Origin of the sequence: Paenibacillus sp. FSL R7-0340 (genome assembly GCF_038002205.1) — a bacterium.
GTDB classification, from domain to species: domain Bacteria; phylum Bacillota; class Bacilli; order Paenibacillales; family Paenibacillaceae; genus Paenibacillus; species Paenibacillus polymyxa_B.
On the sequence record NZ_JBBOBY010000001.1, the window covers coordinates 1,136,227 to 1,158,248 of the forward strand.

At 47.7% G+C, this 22,022-nt stretch carries 18 protein-coding genes; 14 read left to right on the top strand and 4 right to left on the bottom strand.

What is annotated here, in order from left to right; translation table 11 throughout:
- Nucleotides 1-144 precede the first annotated feature (144 nt).
- The 5 genes from MKX59_RS04940 (at nucleotide 145) to MKX59_RS04960 (ending at nucleotide 7,315) form a co-directional block, all read left to right on the top strand.
- Nucleotides 145-513, top strand: a complete 369-nt coding sequence (locus tag MKX59_RS04940; RefSeq protein ID WP_007432172.1) for an ArsR/SmtB family transcription factor — start codon at nucleotides 145-147, stop codon at nucleotides 511-513.
- Between the two features lie 190 nt (nucleotides 514-703).
- On the top strand, nucleotides 704-3,145 hold the full coding sequence (locus tag MKX59_RS04945; RefSeq protein ID WP_340857723.1) for a heavy metal translocating P-type ATPase: 2,442 nt from the start codon (nucleotides 704-706) through the stop codon (nucleotides 3,143-3,145).
- 306 nt (nucleotides 3,146-3,451) lie between these two features.
- Nucleotides 3,452-4,903: a PEP-utilizing protein gene (locus tag MKX59_RS04950; RefSeq protein ID WP_340857724.1), complete on the top strand. Its 1,452-nt coding sequence runs from the start codon at nucleotides 3,452-3,454 to the stop codon at nucleotides 4,901-4,903.
- A 157-nt stretch (nucleotides 4,904-5,060) separates the two neighbouring features.
- Nucleotides 5,061-5,258 carry a hypothetical protein gene (locus MKX59_RS04955; protein WP_071558240.1) on the top strand — a complete coding sequence of 66 codons (198 nt, stop codon included), beginning with the start codon at nucleotides 5,061-5,063 and terminating at the stop codon, nucleotides 5,256-5,258.
- 74 nt (nucleotides 5,259-5,332) lie between these two features.
- Entirely contained in the window at nucleotides 5,333-7,315 is a 1,983-nt protein-coding gene (locus MKX59_RS04960; RefSeq protein ID WP_302055920.1) for a heavy metal translocating P-type ATPase, read from the top strand.
- 146 nt (nucleotides 7,316-7,461) lie between these two features.
- On the opposite strand, the gene MKX59_RS04965 is transcribed toward MKX59_RS04960, so the two are convergent.
- Both MKX59_RS04965 and MKX59_RS04970 read right to left on the bottom strand, forming a co-directional pair.
- Complete coding sequence (locus tag MKX59_RS04965; protein WP_076264985.1) at nucleotides 7,462-8,985, bottom strand: DHA2 family efflux MFS transporter permease subunit; 1,524 nt, start codon at nucleotides 8,983-8,985, stop codon at nucleotides 7,462-7,464.
- 9 nt (nucleotides 8,986-8,994) lie between these two features.
- The gene (locus tag MKX59_RS04970; protein WP_103744670.1) at nucleotides 8,995-9,630 is read right to left on the bottom strand and encodes an HlyD family efflux transporter periplasmic adaptor subunit; all 636 of its coding nucleotides are present in this window, start codon (nucleotides 9,628-9,630) and stop codon (nucleotides 8,995-8,997) included.
- Nucleotides 9,631-9,763: 133 nt separating this feature from the next.
- On the opposite strand from MKX59_RS04970, the gene MKX59_RS04975 reads away from it, so the two are divergent.
- A complete protein-coding gene (locus tag MKX59_RS04975) occupies nucleotides 9,764-10,318 on the top strand; it encodes an NAD(P)H-dependent oxidoreductase (protein ID WP_053326104.1) in 555 nt (184 codons plus the stop codon).
- A gap of 10 nt (nucleotides 10,319-10,328) precedes the next feature.
- Nucleotides 10,329-10,790 (top strand): hypothetical protein, encoded by a 462-nt coding sequence (locus MKX59_RS04980; RefSeq protein ID WP_053326103.1) that lies wholly within the window; start codon nucleotides 10,329-10,331, stop codon nucleotides 10,788-10,790.
- Between the two features lie 81 nt (nucleotides 10,791-10,871).
- Here MKX59_RS04980 and MKX59_RS04985 read toward each other — a convergent pair whose 3' ends face one another.
- On the bottom strand, nucleotides 10,872-11,603 hold the full coding sequence (locus MKX59_RS04985) for a ZIP family metal transporter (RefSeq protein WP_053326102.1): 732 nt from the start codon (nucleotides 11,601-11,603) through the stop codon (nucleotides 10,872-10,874).
- A 281-nt stretch (nucleotides 11,604-11,884) separates the two neighbouring features.
- On the opposite strand from MKX59_RS04985, the gene trxB reads away from it, so the two are divergent.
- The 5 genes from trxB to MKX59_RS05010 all read left to right on the top strand — a co-directional run bounded on the left by trxB (nucleotide 11,885) and on the right by MKX59_RS05010 (nucleotide 17,729).
- Nucleotides 11,885-12,826, top strand: coding sequence for a thioredoxin-disulfide reductase (gene trxB / locus MKX59_RS04990; RefSeq protein ID WP_028541826.1), 942 nt, complete (start codon nucleotides 11,885-11,887; stop codon nucleotides 12,824-12,826).
- A gap of 58 nt (nucleotides 12,827-12,884) precedes the next feature.
- A complete protein-coding gene (locus MKX59_RS04995; protein WP_007432162.1) occupies nucleotides 12,885-13,115 on the top strand; it encodes a glutaredoxin family protein in 231 nt (76 codons plus the stop codon).
- A gap of 364 nt (nucleotides 13,116-13,479) precedes the next feature.
- Nucleotides 13,480-15,369 (top strand): beta-glucoside-specific PTS transporter subunit IIABC, encoded by a 1,890-nt coding sequence (locus tag MKX59_RS05000; RefSeq protein ID WP_069080520.1) that lies wholly within the window; start codon nucleotides 13,480-13,482, stop codon nucleotides 15,367-15,369.
- Nucleotides 15,370-15,419: 50 nt separating this feature from the next.
- Nucleotides 15,420-16,256, top strand: a complete 837-nt coding sequence (gene licT / locus MKX59_RS05005; RefSeq protein ID WP_028541828.1) for a BglG family transcription antiterminator LicT — start codon at nucleotides 15,420-15,422, stop codon at nucleotides 16,254-16,256.
- Between the two features lie 15 nt (nucleotides 16,257-16,271).
- Complete coding sequence (locus MKX59_RS05010; protein ID WP_071558242.1) at nucleotides 16,272-17,729, top strand: glycoside hydrolase family 1 protein; 1,458 nt, start codon at nucleotides 16,272-16,274, stop codon at nucleotides 17,727-17,729.
- 71 nt (nucleotides 17,730-17,800) lie between these two features.
- On the opposite strand, the gene MKX59_RS05015 is transcribed toward MKX59_RS05010, so the two are convergent.
- Nucleotides 17,801-18,973, bottom strand: a complete 1,173-nt coding sequence (locus MKX59_RS05015; protein ID WP_076264987.1) for an ROK family transcriptional regulator — start codon at nucleotides 18,971-18,973, stop codon at nucleotides 17,801-17,803.
- A gap of 133 nt (nucleotides 18,974-19,106) precedes the next feature.
- On the opposite strand from MKX59_RS05015, the gene xylA reads away from it, so the two are divergent.
- Together xylA and xylB are read left to right on the top strand one after the other, a co-directional pair.
- On the top strand, nucleotides 19,107-20,423 hold the full coding sequence (xylA, locus tag MKX59_RS05020; RefSeq protein ID WP_013311966.1) for a xylose isomerase: 1,317 nt from the start codon (nucleotides 19,107-19,109) through the stop codon (nucleotides 20,421-20,423).
- A 48-nt stretch (nucleotides 20,424-20,471) separates the two neighbouring features.
- Nucleotides 20,472-21,995: a xylulokinase gene (gene xylB / locus MKX59_RS05025; protein WP_076264988.1), complete on the top strand. Its 1,524-nt coding sequence runs from the start codon at nucleotides 20,472-20,474 to the stop codon at nucleotides 21,993-21,995.
- Nucleotides 21,996-22,022: the final 27 nt, after the last annotated feature.

The window sequence follows — 22,022 nt, forward strand, 5'->3', positions numbered from 1 at the left end:
TATGTCGTGTAAAGCTATAGCGTTAGGCAAGCATTGAAACTTGGAAGTTTTCTGTTACAGGGCAAGCTGTAATATAAGCTATTCGTAAACTCTACGAATTTGCTATAATAGAAGCATCAAGTCGAAATACACGGGGTGAAAAGGATGAATTCTGAAACGGAAGCTTTGGATTGCGAGCCGGCTTGTCACGGTTCAGATCAGGAAATCGAGCGCATAAAATCTTCCCTTGTCGAGGATTCCATCGCATACAAAATGTCGGAGCTGTTTAAAGCACTGGGTGACCCGACACGGATTAAGCTGATTTATGCCCTGGCACAAAAAGAATTGTGTGTTCATGATCTGACCCAGGTGTTGAACATGGGACAATCTGCGGTATCCCACCAGCTTCGCTATTTGCGCAACCTGCGTATTGTCAAACGACGCAAGGAAGGCAAGACGGTGTTTTATTCACTGGATGATAATCATGTGGAGCAGATCTTTTTGCAAACCCATCAGCACATATCACATCAATGATTTTTTGGAATAAAACAACAGTAGGGCGCCAAGTGATTGGCGCTCTTTTGGCGTTTGTCCGTTGAAGTCGATTTTTTTGTTAAAAAGGGGCTAGAGTCATTGACTTTTGACCCTGATCCTGAATATAATGGCCTTAACAAATAATATATGAACAGTTGCTCATATATAGTTAATTGGAGGCCGATGGATTATGGATGCTCTAAAAAGAACGGAACGGCATGAATGGATTTTGGAAGGTTTGGATTGCGCCAACTGTGCTCTAAAGATTGAAAATGGAGTCAGTAAAATAGAAGGGGTCCTGGATTGCTCGGTCAATTTTGTTACGAAAACGTTGACGATGACCACAAGTTCGGATCAAAAAGAAGAGGTTTTTCGCCAGACTGAACGGAAGGTTCACAGACTCGAGCCGCATGTTCGAATGGTTGTAAAAAATGCTCGTGGACGCTTGCGTGAAGACAGCCGAAGCAATGCTGGTGCAGTACAGTCAGACAGCACAGAGGATTGTGCATGCGGTCATGAGCATGATGGTGAAGGTGAAGGGCATACACACGAGGTCGGGCAACATGCGGCTCACAGCCACGCTGGTCATCATCATGGAGCACATGGCAAGCAAGCCCATACGCACGATGGACACAACCACGGCGATCATGGACACGAGCATCACAACCACCATGCAGAGCACGAACATGGTGAAGCCACCCACGCTCATTCACATTCGCATGGAGATGATGGCCACGCTGGACATACGCATGATCACGGTACGGACGGTATGCGCCGCATGATTGCGCGTTTGGCTATTGGTGCGGTCGTTGCGGCTGTTGCCTGGTGGTTACCTGTCGAAGGTGTAGGCAAGCTGGCCCTATTTTTACTGGCATATATCATCGTTGGCGGTGATGTTGTCTTGCAGGCTGCACGCAGCCTGGTGCGCGGAATGGCCTTTGACGAATACTTCCTAATGACGCTAGCTACTGTGGGTGCATTTGCGATTGGGGAATACCCGGAAGGCGTAGCTGTCATGTTCTTTTATCAAATCGGAGAGCTGTTTCAAGGCATTGCAGTTAACCGTTCACGTAAGTCCATCAGTGATCTGATGGATATTAGACCGGACTATGCCAACCTGAAGACGGCTGAGTCCGTACGGAGAGTGTCCCCAGAAGACGTTCGCATAGGGGATTTGATTGTAATTAAGCCGGGCGAGAAGATCCCGCTGGATGGTAAGGTTATAGATGGTAAATCGCATGTGGATACCTCTGCGTTGACTGGTGAATCGGTGCCTCGTACTGTAGAGCCAGGAAGCAGTGTGTTGAGTGGATTTATCAATACGAACGGACTTCTAACGGTAGAGGTTAGCAAAGAATTTAGTGAATCCGCGGTCTCTAAAATTTTGGAATTAGTGCAAAATGCGAGTGCCAAAAAAGCGCCGACTGAAAAGTTTATCACGAAATTTTCCAGATACTATACTCCAGTAGTGGTTATTGTAGCGCTGTTGTTGGCGGTTGTTCCACCGCTTGTTGTGCCAGGTGCACAATTTGCAGATTGGGTATACCGTGCGCTTGTTTTCCTCGTTATTTCTTGTCCTTGTGCGCTGGTAGTATCCATTCCACTGGGCTTCTTTGGGGGAATCGGGGCAGCCTCCCGTTCAGGTATTCTGATCAAGGGCGGGAACTATCTTGAAGCTCTGAATCATGTGAAATACGCTGTTTTCGATAAAACGGGCACACTCACCAAAGGTGTTTTCCGTGTAACAGGGATTTATCCTGCCGGAGATTTTACAAACGAAAGCTTGCTCGAAACCGCCGCTTTGGCGGAGCTGCATTCCACACACCCTATTGCTGCGTCTTTGCGTGAATCCTACGGTAAAGAACTCAGAGCAGAACGGGTTCAGCAATATAGTGAAATATCGGGTCACGGGATTCAGGCACAAATAGATGGTCGTCTGGTATCGGCCGGGAACGCCAAGCTGATGGAGCGGGAGCATGTGGCTTTTAACGCGGCGCAGCAAGCAGGGACGCTGGATGAAGGAACGGTCGTACATGTGGCTGTAGACGGAACGTATGCTGGGTGCATTCTGATTTCAGATGAGGTTAAGGAAGACGCAGCCCAAACGGTTGCTTCACTGAAAAAGTTGGGTGTGGTTAAAACCATCATGCTGACGGGTGACAATAGGACAGTTGCCGAGGCTGTAGGACGACAGCTGGGTTTGGATGAAGTACGGGCAGAGCTGTTACCTCAGCACAAAGCTGAAGCCATCGAGCAGTTGTCTACAAGTAAAAAAACGAGCGACAAAATTTTGTTCGTAGGCGATGGGATTAATGATACACCCGTACTGGCACTGGCAGATGTCGGTGTAGCGATGGGCGGTTTGGGATCGGATGCTGCGATTGAGGCGGCAGATATCGTAATCATGAACGACGAGCCTTCAAGGCTAGTTACGGCGATCCATATCGCTAAGCGCACACGTCGTATCGTATGGCAAAACATTATATTTGCGCTAGGCGTCAAAGCTGTGTTTCTTACGCTGGGAGCATTCGGTATTGCTACTATGTGGGAGGCTGTATTTTCCGATGTAGGTGTAACATTGCTAGCCGTATTGAATGTGATGCGTGTATTGAAGGTTCGTTCTTACGAATAAAAATAAACACCCCTGGGTTAGCATTGGATGTATAGGCATCCTGTGAAGACCGGGGGTGTTTATTTTATAGGTTCCTTTTTCGAGTGGTCTTGTGCCAGCAGTATAGAGATTTATTTTGGGATGTAGGGTGGTTGTGCCCAGATGTATAAATGTGTGGCGTGCCTAATACGTTAAGGTAGGGGCTTTACAGGTAAGGCCCATGTAAGATTCGGTTGCTCCATAATGAGTAAGCGTTTTCTTTGTTTGGAGGGGTACTCGAATTCGTGTGTGCCAACTTGCTGACGGAAGAAAGGATGGATTAATAGCATGGAGGCTAAACTGATGCATGTATTCGCAGAGCTGTTGGGTGGCAAAAACAGCCGGGATCTCAAAGTTCCAGAGTCGGGTACGGAGGCTGCTGCACAGAGGTTGGCTATGGAGACGCTAAGGGCAGGCAGCCATGAAGTATCTGCTACGCAGGAGGAAGATCCGTTGGGCTGGCTGGTTGGTTTAGCTGAGCAGGGCGTAATCAGTCGAGCGGAGGCTTTGATGGCTGCGAATCCGGAATTACTTGGGGAAACGATGCTGAATAACAGCAACGATATTGGGCAAGCAATGGGCACACTCCTAAAATGGAGCGATGAATACAGGCGTACCTCCATACGGATTTATGCCGATGCTCCTGCAAGTTTGAGTCGCATCAGTACAGAGACAGCATCAGAAATAGGCAGTTTTGACGGTTATAGTCTTCTGCATGGTCCCTTGTCACAGGCATCTGGCCGCGTGGGGGAATTATGCTATGCCTATCTGGACGTAGCTGAGTCTGGACAGATGATTCATGCCCCTGACGGGGAGCCCGATCCCATCCTTATTCCCGGTTCTCGTGCATCTGACACGTACAAAACCTTTAACCAGGCATCTGGCCTGCCTGGATTGTGTGAGCATTTGTCCCGCCGAATTATCAGTTTGCTGGAAACAGAATATGAAGGCTTATTCGAGTCTTTGAACGGATCACCACTCACTATAGCTCTAATTGAGCAAAACAATGCAGTGGGTCTTGGAAGCCTGCAAGATATGCAGCTGGAGGCATTACTGCGTGCGGCGTTACGGAGCGTGCGGCAGGGGGGGGAACCCAAGCTGGAGATTATGGTGCGCAATCCGGCTGACGTGGACGAATTCCGGGCAACCCGAGACTGGATTGACGGCGTTGCGGAGCAGACCTTATGCGAACGTCTTCGGTGCATTCCATATCGGGTAGGCGTACTTTTGACAGTTGATCCGTCTTTGGTGCCTAACGTAAGCCAAACAGGGAACAGGCCAGCCGCACGGTCGGGGGAGTCAGCCAACCCCAATCACATGTCCGAAGTGGGCGCACGACAGATCAAGCAGGTGGCTCAAGCTGCAGATCTGGCACGCTTTGCCGATACGGTCATTTTAGAAGTCGTACCAACTTCATCCGATGGCATTAGGGCTGAGGATCAGTTGATTCCATCCGATGTCAATGGTCATGAGAATACTAGTGATATGATAAAATGCATAATGGAAGCTGTTCGGCGTGTAAAGCCCGAGCTTCCTTTATGGGTAGCAATAGATGAAATTCACCAGTCTCTGGATGGGATTTCGATCTGGGAGAATGAGCTGACGGGGGTCATTTGCCCGGACACAGCAGTTCCCGCTGCACGCCTTGCGGCTGCGCGTTTGGAACTGCAACAGCCCGCAGATCGTCAGCACACTTCAGGAACTGCACACAACCATGCGTGGAAGTTTCCTTTAGCCTGAAGATAACCCGAATTCATGTAATAGAGGATTTTGCAAAAATCCAATAAGCGACTTTCAATGAACAATATATAGATCGAAATGGTCTAGTTCGTCTATATATTGCACTTTGGAGCGACTGGAATCGAATTTTGCAAATCCTGAATAGGATACTTTAAATATGGAGGATACCTGCGGTGTTTGCGCGGGTATCTTTTTTTATTTAGGCCATTACTGGTTTACAAGTGGAAAAGAAAAGGTATATAATAAAACAAAAGTTTCTCTAAACCAAAATAATTGTATAGATGCAAAAATGATTATCATTCTCATTGCCAAACATGCTGCTTCGGGCTTCCCGAAGCAGCATGTGCTATTTTAGGGCACTTAACAATGGATATCATTCTCAATGAGATGCTAGTACAAGGAACAAAATATGGAAAGGAACGTGACATGATGCAAGCTGCTCAACGATTACAAGATACATTGTCTTCCTCTAACCGAACCCTTTCAAAAAACAGTGGCAGCGGACGACCCGGTCCGAATCGCAAGCCGCAATTTCAGCTTAAAAGCATGCTGAAAAACAAGGAGATGCAAGCTGCTCTAGGTAGTGGATTGCTGATGCTAATGGCATGGGGGATTTCACATTGGTGGCAATGGCTATCGGTCATTCTGTATGTGGTGTCTTACGCCCTTGGGGGCTGGTCCAAAGCCAGAGAAGGGATCGAAACACTGATCCGAGAACATGATCTGGATGTTAATCTGCTCATGATCGCTGCCTCCCTAGGAGCTGCGGCCATTGGCTATTGGAATGAAGGAGCCATGCTGATCTTTATTTTTGCACTCAGCGGTGCGCTGGAGAGCTATACCACCGAGCGTAGTAGTAAGGATATTTCTGAGCTCATGGCGTTGAAGCCGGAAACGGCTTTGCGCTTGTCTCGCGAGGGGACGGAAACGGTCGGCATTGAGCAGCTGTTGCCAGGCGACCTGCTGCTGGTGAAGCCGGGCGAACTGATTCCGGCGGACGGGCGAATCTCCAAGGGCGTTTCGGCAGTGAATCAGGCATCTATTACCGGGGAATCTGTTCCGGTAAATAAGGTGGAAGGTGACGAAGTATATGCCGGCACCATTAATGGAGAAGGCGTGCTATATGTAGAGGTTAGTCAGTCCTCGGAGGACACTTTATTTTCAAAAATCATTCGTATGGTGGAAGAGGCTCAGACCGAAGTTCCTGATTCCCAGCGGTTTATTAAAACGTTTGAATCGGTGTACGCTCGAATTGTTGTTGCTGTCACGCTGATCGTCATTGCCGGTGCACCCATAGCATTAGGCTGGACGTGGGCAGCAGCGTTCTACAAGGCTATGGTGTTCCTCGTCGTGGCCTCACCCTGTGCGCTCGTGTCATCCATTATGCCAGTGATGCTATCGGCCATTTCCAACCGTGCCCGGCGGGGCATCCTGTTCAAAGGTGGCGCACATGTGGAGAATATGGCATTGACTTCTGTTGTTGCTTTTGACAAAACAGGCACGTTAACGATGGGGTCACCTGTCGTCACGGATTGGATTACCGCCGCAGAATACGATGCCGATGAGCTATTGCACATTGTCGCTACAATCGAAAGTTATTCTTTGCATCCGCTGGCGCGAGCGATTGTAGCCAAAGCCGAAGCTGAATTGGGACAGAGAGAGCTGCTCCCAACCGAGCAAGTGCAGGCACTCACCGGATGGGGGATGGAAGGCATCATAGGCGGGGTGAAGTGGAAAATCGGTCGTACAAATGTACTGGATGGACCTAGTCCTCTGGCAGAGCCACAGTGGATGGAGAGTCGGGCCCGGCTGGAAGCTGAGGGCAAAACCGTATCCATTATCCTCGCGGATGATCGGATTGCCGGGATGCTGGCACTACGCGACGAGCTGCGTCCGCAGGCCCAAGAGTCCGTGAAACGCCTGCAAGCGCAGGGGATCTGGGTCGTCATGCTGACCGGAGACCGCCCAGAAACGGCTGCTGTGATCGCGGAGCAGGCCGGAGTCGACGCCGTATATGCTGGCTTAATGCCGGAGGACAAAGTCAGCCATATTCGCATGCTGCGGGAGCAGTACGGGCATGTCGTCATGGTCGGCGACGGTGTGAATGACGCTCCAGCGTTGACTGCGGCAACCGTAGGACTAGGCATGGGGATGCATGGCAGCGGAGCAGCGCTAGAGGTCGCTGACGTGGTACTGATGAACGATGGAATCGAGGAGATTGCTCCGACGATAGCACTGGCGCGCAAGGCGCAGCGGGTGGTCAAACAAAATATGATCTTCGCGGTAAGTGTCATTTTGCTGCTTGTGATCAGCAACTTTGTGCAAGATATAGCCCTGCCATTTGGGGTTATTGGGCATGAAGGCAGCACATTACTTGTCATTTTGAATGGCCTGCGCTTATTGCGGTCATAGGACTAATAATTACAAGATGACAAACAGGAAGGAGCATTCATACCTGTTAAAATCCAGGGGGATGAATGCTCCTTCTTTTGCAGTGCCAGCCTATCTGTCTGAAAGGCAAGTTCATCTCATACCTCTAGTTCGCTAACGCTGTACGTCTATCTTCGTCGCGGTGTAGACCGTCGCAAGAACAAGGAAAACAATAGCCCTGCAAGCGCAATCCCTGTAGCAATGATGAAGGCATCATTAATGCCATGGATCGTCGATTCCGTAACAGCACTGCGGTACACCTGTTGTAGCGCCAACGCTGAACCACTTTCTGTTGAAACGCCCGCTGTTTGCGCGAGGGTTTGTCCCAACTGTGCTACTCCTTCGGTTAAAGGAACATTGGCGGTGGTAGCGACATTCGCATAATCCGCTACATGAATCGTGGTCCGGCTGCTCATTACAGTAATGAGCCAAGCGGTACCGATAGACCCAGCGATTTGCCGTACTGTGTTGGACATGGCTGTACCGTGGCTACCGAGATGGGCAGGTAGCTGGTTTAGCCCTTCCGTCTGGACGGACATCATCAGCAATGACATTCCGAAGCTGCGAATCGTATAGATGATCATAATATGTCCGTAGGTGGTGGCATCGGTCAGCAGACTGAATTCCCATGTCGTGACTGCCGTAATGATCAGTCCAATGATCGCCAACGGCCTCGCGCCGATACGGTCAAATACTGCCCCTGATATCGGTGACATCACACCCATCAGCAGTGCACCCGGCAACAGCAGCAGACCGGATTGCAGCGGTGTAAAGCCGCGTATATTTTGCAAATAGATCGGCAGCAGCAGCATCCCGCCGAACATTGTCATGTTGACGGTAGCCCCGACTAAGGTCGATACAGTGAAAATATCATATTTAAACACACGGAACTCCAGCATCGGTTGTATCATGTTCAGCTCACGTACGATAAACATTACAATAAACACAATCCCGGCAGCGAGTGTAAGTATTACCGTATTGCTACTCCAGCCTTTGTCTCCAGCTGAACTAAAGCCATACAGCAGAAAGCCAAAACCAAGGGTGGAAAAGATGGTTCCCAACAGGTCAAAGTTCGGTTTTGTTAGCTTGGATACATTTTTGAGCCAGCGTATGGCGAACAGAATATCAATGATCGCCAGCGGAATAACCAGCAAAAATAGCAGCCGCCAGCTGTAATGCTCCACAATCCAGCCGGATAAAGTCGGTCCAATCGCCGGGGCAAACATCATGGCGATCCCCATGGTACCCATGGCAGCGCCCCGTTTTTCCGGAGGAAACACAGTCAGGAACACGTTCATGACCACAGGCATGATGATGCCCGCTCCGCTGGCCTGGATAACGCGTCCAACCAGCATAGGCGCAAAGCCGGTACTGGCAGTACAGACGACAGACCCGGCAGTAAATAACCCCATCGCGGATATGAACAGCGCACGTGTTCCGAATGACTCAATCAGAAAAGCGGTGATTGGAATCAAAATCCCGTTGGTTAGCATATATCCGGTGGATAGCCATTGAACGGTCGTTGCAGATACATTGAAATCATTCATCAAGTGTGGAATGGCCACGTTAAGCAGTGTTTGATTCAAAATCGAAATGAAGGCGCCTAGCAGCAGCACGGACAGAATACGTCCGACGGACATTTTTTGATCCATGACAGCCTCCTACTTGTGAACTCTGATGGTCGCACTCATTCCCGGGATAATACCCAGCCCTTTATAACCTTGAATGGAAATATTGACAGGCACGACCTGCGTTACCTTGGTATAGTTGGCAGTGGTATTGGAAGTGGGCAGTAGTGAAAAAGTCGATGCGGTCGCCAGGCCGATCTTTTCGAGTTTACCGCTTAGGGACGTATCCGGGTAAGCATCAATATATACATCTACGGTCTGTCCTACTTGAAGATCCTGTACAGCCGTTTCGTCTATATTGGCGGTAATCCATAAATTGTTTAGATCAAAAGCCTTCGCTAAAGGCGTGCCTGCCCCAACAATCGAGTTATTGACCGCAGATTGCTGCACGATGGTACCATCGGTTGGAATCGTAACGCTAATTCGACTTCCGCCTCCTTCTATATTCCCAAGCGTGCTTCCAGCGGTGTAGGTTTTACCAACTTCAGCATTCCAGCCTGTGAGCTTGCCCGCGCTTGGAGAGGCAATGGTAACCGCTTGTCCGCTCACTTGGGCATTATCGGTTTTTATGTAGTTGGCGGATTGATTATAGTAATAGGCGGCGGCTCCACCTCCTGCCAGAATAATGATAATAACTAGCAGGTTGACTAATATGGCGCGTGAATTCATGTGTAACATGCCTCCCTAGTTCTTGGATTTTCAAAGTATGCGTCAAACGATTCATAATATTCAGATGGATTTTGGGCAAGGTTAAGAGCGCATGCGAAAAGGATGATTTTGCTGACAAAGGATGATGCGCATAATGACGACCAGAATCATGATTGTATATGACAGTGAAAATGAGCATACCGAACGTCTCGCTCGCTCCATCGCAGAAGGCGCGCGCCTTGAGCACACGGAAGTGTTGCTAAAGCATGTGAACGAGGCCGATGTGAATGAGCTAGTGAGTGTGGACGCGATCATATGGGGTTGCCCGGGCCATTTTGGTACCATTAGTAGCGGTCTGAAAAGCTGGATTGATAAGCTGGGGTATCTGTGGGCACAGGGCAAGCTGGTGGATAAAATCGGCGCTGTGTTTTGCACAACCGCTACTGTTCATGGTGGATTAGAATCCACACTTCTGAATTTGATTACTCCGATGCTTCATCAAGGCATGATTGTTGTAGGACTGCCAGCTAATATTACGGAAAATGCGTTATACGGCTCCTATTACGGCGTAGGGATAACATGTCCGGTGGAGACAGACCCCAATGGACCGCCTAATCTTCCAACGGGTGATGATCTTGCACTAGGTCGCTCTTTGGGCAAACGGGTCGCTGAGATAGCGAGACGGTACCGTAGCGCTGAAAGAGAATAGGAGGCCGCCGATGACCATTGCTTTTATCGTAGTAGCTGCGGTTGCCTTTATTTTTTTGCTGGTATTTAATACGAAGATGACACGCAAGTCTTCTCCCAAGACTCACCCCACCGAAGAGGATACACGGCAAAGAAGTAAACGTCCTTATCCTGTGCAGGTGGAACCCGAGGTGCGTGAATTGACAGATCATACGCGTGAGATGCAGCATAAAAATCTCGACGTCGAAGAACACCATGCCGAGGAGCATCGCAATATGCCGGATATCCAGACGGATAAGAAGGTGGAAAAGGATCGCGAGAACATCAAAGGTGCTTACGGGGATCAGGATTATCGTGCGGCTTTACGTGGTTTTGCTGGAAAAGACGAAGAAAAGGATGAACGTTCCCAAATATCTAATGGAGAGAAGGAGACTCACAAAAGTGAGGATGAGCAGTACCGTGAAGCACTGCGCTCCATGAACCAAAAAAAATGAGGTACCTTCATGTGAACATGCCAAAAAGGCTGCTTATCTGTCTGGATTACAGGCAGAAGGCAGCTTTTTTGTGTTGCTCGGCTATAGCCATTCGGTTAGCCCAATCATTGTAATCAAGCCGAGAATAAAAGAGAATGTGGCGATCCGCTGGTTGCCATCCCCGTGACTCTCGGGAATCAGTTCCTTGTAGACGATAAACATCATGGCTCCGGCGGCAAAAGCAAGCCCGTAAGGTACCAGTCCGTTCACCCAGCTACTCAAATAAAACCCGATCAGACTCGTTATGATTTCCACGGCTCCGGTGAGGGTAGCAATGCCCAATGCCTTGAAACGGCCAATGTTTTGATTCACAAGGAATAATGCTACGATAAAGCCTTCCGGGGCATTTTGCAGGCCGATAGAGAAGGCGATCAGATTGCCGAGATTGTGAGTCTCACTTGCATAGCTGACTCCAACGGAAAGCCCTTCTGGCAAATTGTGCAATGTAATAGCTGCGATAATGAGAAAAGATTTGGACTCCAGATGAAAGGTCTTGGAGTCCGGGTCCTCCAAATCCGCATGGGGAATGTACATTTCCATCACCAGTAATACGAGACAGCCGAGCAGGATTCCCGCAGTCAGCACGAACCAATTGGAATGCTCGATCGCTTCGGGAATGAGGTTATACACGGATGCAGAGGTCATAATTCCTGCGGCATAAGCCAACAAAACATCGCGAAGCCGATGCGTGATATTACGCATAAATAGTATGGGCACGGCGCCGAGTCCAGTGGACAGGGCAGAAATAAAGCTACCTACAAAAACGTCATTCATAATCGGGATAATCCCTCCATACCTAATTTATCTTTAAGCTTCGCTTCATGAAAACTTCATTTGACTGTTTACAGCTATTTCCGCATAATGAAATTAGGATTTAGAATCAGTCTAAGTCATAAGAACCTACAAAACAAGTGATTCGTTTTTGCAATATCCGGGTGTCCACATTTTGGGATAAGCTTTTGGTGGAATTACTTTTAGAGTATATGCAGCTGCCCAGCGCCCGGTGTCGAAAACTCGTTATATAATACTTATGATATTTTAGGAGGAACCAAGATATGTACAAGTCCATTATTATAGGTACCGGCCCTGCCGGTTTGACCGCTGCAATTTATCTGGCACGCGCTAACATGAGCCCACTGGTGATCGAAGGACCACAGCCAGGCGGACAATTAACCACGACTACGGAAGTCGAAAATTTCCCGGGTTTTCCTGAAGGAATCATGGGGCCCGATTTGATGGATAATATGCGTAAGCAAGCGGAGCGTTTTGGCGCTGAATTCCGCACAGGTTGGGTAAACAAGGTAGACACAACTGCTCGTCCATTTACATTGGATGTAGAAGGTTTGGGTGAACTGGTTACCGATACACTGATTATTTCCACAGGGGCGACTGCCAAATATTTGGGTATTCCCGGTGAACAGGATAATATCGGACGTGGCGTAAGCACTTGCGCAACATGCGACGGCTTCTTTTTCCGTGGCAAAGAAATTGTTGTCATCGGCGGTGGAGACTCTGCACTGGAGGAAGCCAATTTCCTGACTCGTTTTGCCTCCAAAGTAACGTTGGTGCATCGTCGTGAAGAAATGCGCGCCTCCAAAATTATGCAGGATCGTGCTCGTGCGAACAACAAAATTGAATGGGCGCTCAATCGTACTCCTGTAGAAGTGATCGCTGACGAGAACGGAGTCACTGGCTTGAAAGTGCTGAATAATGCAACAGGCGAAGAGGAGACCATTACAGTTAGCGGCGTATTCGTGGCGATTGGTCATCATCCGAATACAGGCTTCCTCGAGGGGCAAATTACAACGGATGCGAACGGTTATATCGTCGTAAATCCGGGGACTTCTGAAACAAACGTGCCAGGCGTATTCGCTTGTGGCGACGTACAGGATACACGCTACAGACAAGCAATTACCGCAGCAGGTAGTGGCTGCATGGCTGCTATGGACAGCGAGAAATACATCGAAAGCTTGGAGCACAGCGCACTGGCCCTGTAATGATCTTCGCAAGGTTGAATAAATATGATGTAACAAAATAAATGATGAGGTGATATTCATGGAAAAAGCAATTGTATACACATCTACAAACTGCCCGCATTGCCGTCAAGTAAAAAGCTATTTGAGTGAAAAAGGCGTGGAGTACGAAGAACGCAACATTGAAACCAATGAAGCTTTTGCTCAAGAGGTTTGGGATATGGGCATTCGTGCCGTTCCATTGACTTTGATCGGGGAAGAACGTATTTCCGGTATGAACAAAACCAAGTTTGAAAAAGTGTTGAACGCTTAATCCAACCTAACAGCAGATGACGGTCCTATGATCGTTATATGGTTTAAATAAGGCCCCCATTGCAGTTACAGCTGCGATGGAGGTCTTTTTACTTCTTTTTACAAAGAGAGAATTTTGTCGAAAAGTATTGCATCTGTAGATAATAGGTGCTATATTTTAATTGTAAGCGCTTAAAACCCGGGTTGCTTCTATGTAACAATTCATCAATGCACCATCAATTATGACTTCTAATTAACTAAATAGCACAATATCCAATAAAGGCGTGTTACTGTTCGGCAGGCAAGACCTAGATTGGGTAGGATATTTTTCCCTACCCTTTTTAGGTCTTTTTTTGTTCCTTATTTTAAGAAGGTAGGTGTAACTCATGAATTACAAAGATATCGCACAAGCCATTTTTAACAAAGTGGGCGGGAACGATAATATTAACAGTGTTATTCATTGCTCTACTCGATTACGGATGACGCTTCGTAAGCCGGAATTGGCACAAACAGATGAAATTAAAGCTTTGGACGGAGTTATGGGAGCCGTGAATAGCGGTGGACAATATCAGGTCATTATAGGAAATGATGTAGGCTATGTCTACAATGAGCTAGTCAAATTGCTGGACCCGAATCAATCGTCTTCCGATGAAGCCGAAAAAGTGAAGATGGATCGAAGCTTTAAGGGATTGTTCAATAGTTTTGCGAGCATGATTGCAGGTATTTTCCAGCCCATTATTCCGGCCATTGCTGCATCAGGGATGTTAAAAGCACTGCTCTTGCTATGCACAGTAACCGGAATCATGAGCAAGGAAAGCCAAACGTATATGATCCTAAGTGTAATCTCGGATGCGGCATTTTATTTTCTGCCTATGCTGCTGGCTTTCTCCAGCGCGCAGAAATTCAAGACTAATCCATTCGTATCCGTACTCCTAGGGGGTGTGCTACTTCATCCGAACTTAATCAGTTTGCTAGGAGGTGAGAAAGCTGTCACATTTGCAGGCTTGCCCGTAGCATCGGTACAATACGCTACCTCCGTTATTCCTATTATTTTGACCATATGGCTCATGTCATATATTGAGAAATTTGCTGATAAAATCTCTCCCGGACCTGTGAAAATATTTCTAAAACCATTAATCGTCATTCTGATTGTCGCACCTGTTTCTCTCATTGCCTTAGGACCTCTAGGTACGTATTTGGGCTTAGGTATGTCCAACGGTGTATTCTGGATTCAGGAACGAATCGGCTGGCTTACAGTCGTATTGATGTCTATCGTGATGCCGCTAATCGTCATGTTCGGCATGCACAAAGTATTCTATCCTATTATTTTTGCTGCGCTGGCTTCACCAGGATATGAAACATTGGTACTGGTTGCCATGTTGGCTTCCAATATGGCCCAAGGCGCGGGTGCATTTGCCGTCTCGCTGAAAACGAAAGATCCCAAGTTCAAACAAATTGCTTTGTCCGCAGGTATTTCAGGGGTATTCGGCATTACGGAACCCGCTTTGTATGGCGTACATTTACGCCTGAAAAAAACACTGTTCGCCTGTATGATTGGAGCCGGGGTTGCCGGATTGTTTGCAGGTCTTATGAATTTAAAAGCTTATGCAGCTGTGGGTCCAGGTTTTGCATCACTGCCGATGTTTATCAGTGAAGATCACTCTAACCTGGTATATGCGCTTATTACGATGGCTATTTCGATCATTGTGACTTTTATTGCAGTTTATATGATCGGCTTTCAAGATACGGTTACCGAACCGGCTAAAAAAGAAGCTCGTCCCGAGCCTGCTAAAGCACAAAGTATAAGTAAAAGCTTCAAATCTAAAACCGTTATTTTCGCACCTATGGAGGGCACCGTAATTCCCTTACAGCAGGTCAAAGATGAAGCATTCTCTCAGGAAGCAATGGGTAAAGGGATGGCTATTCAACCAAGTAGCGGAAAAGTGGTCGCACCTTTTGACGGCATCGTAGCAAATGTATTCCGCACCAAGCATTCCATAGCCTTAAAATCAGTTGAAGGCGTAGAACTGCTCATTCACATCGGTTTGGATACCGTTAAGCTGAAAGGCCAGCATTTTACTGTGCATGTACAGGAAGGGGACGAAATTAAGCATGGGCAACTTCTGATTGAATTTGAACTTGAAGCCATACAAAGGGCGGGGTATGATACGATAACTCCGATTATTGTGACCAACACGGCGGACTATCTGGAAATCATGGGTCATGAAAGTTCAGAAAAGACAGGGCCGGAGAAGCCTCTAATTACTGTACTTTAACAGTGTGTTTGTTGGGGGAATCAAGCCTGGAAAGTGAGATGTCGTTGGATATGAAAGTAATTAAAGTTCTCAATACGAGTATTGTTCTTGCCAAACGTGAGGATCACAAAGAAATTATCGTGATGGGGAAAGGGATCGGCTTTAAAAGCAAACCTGGTGACTTCGTCGATGAGAACGAGATTGAAAAGATATATGTTCTTGAAAATGAAAGCATGTCTTCTGATCTGACGGCGCTAATGAAGGAAACACCCAAAGAGTATTTGATTCTGGCAGACGAAATCATATCTTATGCCAAAAATACACTATCCAGTCACTTGAATGAGCATTTATATGTATCCCTGACAGACCATCTGTACATGGCAACCAAACGATTTAAAGAAAATATGAAGATTCAGAATCGGATGTTGTGGGAGGTCAAAAAGTTTTATCCGGAAGAGTTCGGTATTGGCTTGTATGCGCTCTCCTTGATTGAAAAGCGTATCGGTCTAGAACTGCCTGAAGAGGAAGCGGCGAATATCGCCTTTCATTTGGTTAATGCTCAACAAACCGATAACAATATGAACCAGGTTTTATTGATGACCAATACGGTCAAAGACATTTTGAACATCATTAAACTGCATTACCAAATCGAACTGGATACCCACAGCATCAACTATTCGCGTTTTCTAACGCACCTTCAATTTTTTGTTCAGAGATTACTTGAGCATAAAATGTTAGATTCTCAAGATCCAGAATTAATGAGCCAAATTGTGAACAAGTATCCTGAAGAAGAGAAGTGTGCATTATCGATTCAACAATATATTGAAGCCAAATTCGAACTTTTGATCCCGGATGAAGAACTCATGTATCTGATCATTCACTTAAAACGAGTCATAAGCAGAAATTAAGAGGAGGAGCTAGAGATGACAGAAATAAAAAGAACATTTCCGAAAGGCTTTTTATGGGGAGGAGCGATAGCCGCAAATCAGGTAGAGGGCGCCTGGAATGTCGATGGTAAAGGGATATCTACAGCAGATATGGCTATTTACAAAAAGAATGTGAGCAAAGCTGATTATAAAAAACACAATTCAATGACTGAGGAGCATATCCAAAAGGCGATGCAGGACACGTCAGATCATGATTATCCCAAACGTCAGGGAATTGATTTTTATCACCGCTATCCCGAAGATTTAGCATTGTTTGGTGAAATGGGATTTAAAACGTTGCGAGTTTCTATTGCTTGGACGCGTATTTTCCCCAACGGAGATGAGGACAAGCCCAACGAGGCTGGACTGCAATTTTATGATCGGCTGTTTGATGAAATGCATAAAAACGGGATAGAGCCACTTGTCACCCTGTCCCATTACGAAATGCCGATGTATCTTGTAAACCATTACGGAGGCTGGACCCAACGGAAAGTTGTAGATTTCTTTATCCATTTTTGTAAGACTGTATTTAAAAGATACCAAAATAAAGTAAAGCACTGGATCACTTTTAATGAAATAGATAGTATCGTGCGCCATCCGTTTACGAGCGGTGGTATTTTACCAGAGCGCTTTGAAAATGTAGAGCTAGCGGTTTATCAGGGTCTGCATCATCAATTTATAGCTAGTGCTCTGGCCGTAAAATACTGTCACGAAATCATTCCAGATTCTAAAATCGGCTGTATGTTAACCCGGCTAACGACGTATCCGCACACCTGTAATCCGCAAGATATTCTGGCAGCGTTTAAAGATAATCAGTTCAACTATTTTTTCACGGATGTACAGGTTCGTGGAGCGTATCCCCATTATATGAAACGCTTCTTCCGTGAAAAGGAAATCGTGATTGAAAAGCTCGAGGGTGACGATGAAATTTTGAAGACGCATCCGGTGGATTTCATTTCCTTTAGTTACTATATGTCGTTGGTTGCTAGTGCGGATAGTGAAGGCATGGAAAAAGTCAGTGGCAATACGATTGGCGGCGTTAAAAATCCTTATCTGGAAACGAGTGATTGGGGCTGGCAGGTTGACCCAGTCGGCTTGAGACTCTCTCTGAGTGAGCTGTACAGCCGCTATGAAGTACCATTGTTCATTGTAGAAAATGGTTTGGGAGCATATGACAAGGTAGAGGAAGATGGTAGTATTCAGGATGATTACCGTATTGATTACTTCCGTGCACATTTTGAACAAATGCATGAAGCGATTCTAGACGGGGTTGAACTCATGGGTTACACCAGCTGGGGAGCGATCGACTTGGTCAGTTATTCCTCATCTGAAATGGAAAAAAGATACGGATTTATATATGTGGACAAAGACAATGACGGTAACGGGACACTAGAAAGAAAACGAAAAAAGAGCTTCTACTGGTATAAGGATGTTATCTCCAATAACGGGTTGTAAGAAGAGGATTTTGCAAAATCTCGAGAAAAGTGGGCGTACAGGAACTTGAGTGTTCCCGTACGCTTTTTTTCTTATAAAGATACGCGTACACGCCCGAGAAAAGGAGCTGTTGCTGCATAGGCGGCACCTAGCATCGTCGAACGGCTGCCAAGCGTGGAGAAACGAATCTGTAGTTGCCGACGGTGATAGGGCAGGGCACGTTCGTCAATCACTTCACGCATACTTTGCTCCAACCAAGGTCTGGCTTCCGCCAGTGGACCGCCGATGATAAGCATTCCGGGGTTGAGGCTGTTCACAATGTTGGTAATACCCACACCCAAATATCGCCCAATATCACTAAGGACGCTTAATGTACTCGCTTCACCTTGCTGAGCAAACGGCAGTAATTCCGCTGTATTATGTGCAGGCAGTTTCAATGTGGATGCTGCGTACGCCTTCTCCGAAGCATACAGCTCCCAGCAGCCGCGACTACCGCAAGAGCAGAGCCGTCCGTTCCAATCAATGGTCATATGACCCGTCTCTCCGGCATACCCCCAAGCTCCTTGATACGGCTTGCCGTCAATGATAATCCCGGCCCCGATCCCGGACCCTGCACTGATGTAGACCAGATCCCGCACCAGCTGTCGGTGATCACCGTCCATACCATAGTACAACTCGCCCTGTGCGCCGACGTTGGCTTCGTTATCCACTACGACGGGCAGACCTAGCTCGGCCTCAAGCTGCCGCCGCAGCGGAACCTCTTCCCAGCCCAGATTGGGTGCAAACAAAACGGTTCCGGTTTCATCCACCATACCCGGTACCCCCAGCCCAATGCCGACGATACCATGAGGGGAGGGAGGAGTGACCTGCATGAGCTCCTGAACGAGCTTTCGAATCTGTTCCATAACAAAGGCGGGGTCATGCTGAGTTAGGGAAAAGGTAAGCTCAGTTTCAATGGTACCTGCCAGATCGGTCAGAGCGCCCTTGATGTACTGTACACTCACCTCAATACCGAGTACAAAGCCTGCACGGCTGTTGAACAGTAGCATCAAAGGCTTACGCCCGCCGCTGGATTCCCCTAATCCCGTCTCATACACAAGTCCATCGGTGATGAGCTCTGCCACCAGATTGGAAACGGTGGCCTTGTTTAATCCAGTTTGACTGGATAACTGTGCCCGGGATAGCGGAGCATGAAGGCGAATACGCTCCAGCACAATGGATTTATTCAGCTTTTTGACAAGCGCCTGATCGCCAGTGACATTCATGTTAATTCACTTCCTGTTGGTGTAATTCCTGATATTATATCATAAAAACAAACTTAGTTTAAGCAATAGACAAAGTCTTTTAGCTGTGCTAGAATCGTTTTTGTAAACGTTTACTATAAAGGAGGAACTTATAATGGCTTATTTCGAACAGGTATCTAAAATTAACTTTGAGGGCAAGCAATCCGACAATCCTTTTGCGTTCAAATTTTATAATCCACAGGAAATTGTAGCGGGAAAAACGATGGAGGAGCATTTGCGTTTTAGCATGGCCTATTGGCATACACTGGTTGCAGGCGGCTCTGATCCTTTTGGTGTAGAAACAGCGGAACGTCCATGGTCCAAGTTTACCGGGCTGGATTTGGCGAAGGCACGTGTGGAAGCTGCCTTTGAGCTGCTGGATAAGCTGAATTTACCTTATTTTGCTTTCCACGATGTGGATATTGCACCAGAAGGCGCGTCATTGAAGGAATTTTACAGCAATCTGGATACCATCGTGGATCTGATTGAGGAACATATGAAAGCTACGGGGAAAAAACTGCTGTGGAACACGGCGAACATGTTTAGCCATCCACGTTATTTGCATGGAGCTGCCTCGACTTGCAATGCAGATGTATACGCACACGCAGCTGCTCAGATTAAAAAAGGGTTGGAAGTGGGCAAACGTCTGGGCGCGGATAACTATGTTTTCTGGGGAGGCCGTGAAGGCTACGAAACACTGCTGAACACGGATTTGAAGCTGGAGCAGGACAATTTGGGACGTATGTTCCATATGGCCGTAGACTATGCGCGTGAAATCGGCTTTGACGCTCAGTTCCTGATTGAGCCAAAACCGAAGGAGCCAACTAAGCATCAGTATGATTTTGATGCGGCGACGACGATTGCCTTCCTGCAAAAATATGATCTGGATCAGCATTTCAAGCTTAATCTGGAAGCTAATCATGCAACTTTGGCGGGGCATACTTTTGATCATGAAGTACGTGTAGCACGGATTAACGGCATGCTGGGATCACTGGATGCAAATCAGGGAGATTTGCTGCTGGGCTGGGATACGGACGAATTCCCAGTTGATCTGTATGATGCCACACTGACCATGTATGAAGTGCTGCAAAATGAAGGCTTGGGCCGTGGCGGTATCAACTTTGATGCCAAGGTGCGCAGAGCATCATTTGAGCCAGAAGACTTGTTCCTTGCGCACATCGCAGGTATGGATACGTATGCGAAGGGACTGAAGGTAGCCGCCAAACTGATCGAAGATCGTGTGTTTGAAGACTTTATTGAGAAGCGCTACAGCAGCTTTAAAGAAGGTATTGGAGCAGACATCGTATCCGGAAAAGCAACGCTTGCTTCTCTTGCTGAATATGCTTTGGCGAACGAAACACCACGCAAAAACGTATCCGGTCGTCAGGAATATCTGAAAGCAACATTAAATCAATACATTTTGGCTGACTAGTGCCAGAACTTATAAGGGCAGTACGATAACAGGGAAGGAGGAACTCCAATGCAGGAGAAGCTAAATCAGGAGCAGGAACGCTATGTCATCGGCGTAGATTTGGGTACCAGCGCGGTCAAAACGGTGCTGGTTAACCGCAAGGGGCAGGTGTCTTATGAAACCTCCCAGTCTTATCCGCTCCATCAGCCAAAGGCGGGGTATAGCGAACAGCACCCTAAGGACTGGGTCAGTGGCACGTTAGCATCACTAAAACAGCTTGTGGAGAAGGCTGGAATCGGCGGCACAGATGCCGTGGACGGTATTAGCTTTTCGGGACAGATGCACGGGCTTGTGCTGACTGACAAGGAAGGCCAAGTGCTTCGTCCGGCTATTCTGTGGAATGACACGCGTACAACAGCACAATGCCGTCGTATTGAAGAAAAGCTCGGATCGGAGCTGCTGAACATCGCACGTAATCGCGCGCTGGAAGGCTTCACGCTGCCCAAGCTGCTGTGGGTGCAGGAGCATGAGCCAGACGTGCTGGCCCGTGCGGCACATTTTATGCTGCCCAAGGATTATGTGCGCTACTGTCTGACAGGAGAGCTGGCGACGGAGTATTCGGATGCGGCGGGCACGCTGCTGCTGGATATTGCGAACAAGCAGTGGAGCGAAGAGATCGCTGCCGCGTTTGACCTACCGTTGTCGCTGTTCCCGCCGCTAGTGGAATCCTTTGATCAGACGGGTACGCTACTGCCGGAGATTGCGGAGCAGAGCGGGCTTTCGCCTGAAACGAAGGTCTTTGCAGGTGGTGCGGACAACGCATGTGGCGCGATTGGCGCCGGCATTTTGAGCGAAGGCCGCACCCTGTGCAGCATCGGCACCTCAGGGGTTGTACTTTCTTATGAGGAACGCAAGGATATTGATGTGCAGGGGCGGGCGCATTTTTTTAATCATAGTGAGCAGGATGCTTATTATATTATGGGGGTTACGCTCGCGGCCGGATACAGCTTGACTTGGTTTAAGGATACCTTTGCACCAGAGCATTCTTTTGATGCACTGTTGGCAGATGTGAACTCTATTGAGCCGGGCAGCCAAGGGCTGCTGTTCACGCCTTATATCGTCGGCGAACGTACACCTCATCCAGATGCAACCATTCGAGGCAGCTTTATCGGGATGGATGCGGGGCATAAGCTTGCGCATTTTACACGGGCGGTACTGGAGGGAATTACGTTTTCGCTCAAGGAATCCATTGATATTCTCAGAGGAACGGGCAAAACGGTGAACGAAGTCATTTCCATCGGTGGCGGTGCACGTAATGAGGCATGGCTGCAAATGCAGGCAGATATTTTTAATGCGGATATCATCAAGCTGGAAAGCGAGCAGGGACCTGCCTTGGGGGCGGCCATGCTGGCTGCTTATGGTAGTGGCTGGTTTGAATCTCTGCAAGCGTGTGCTGAAGCTTTTCTGCGTGAAGCAGCGAGATATTCACCAAACCCGGAACATGTGGCACGGTATGAAGGCCTATACGAACTGTACCGTGAAGTTTACCTGCATACGCGAGAGCTAAGTGAGCATTTGGCAGTATATCGCTGAATACGGTGAGTTTTGAGCGTAAATGAA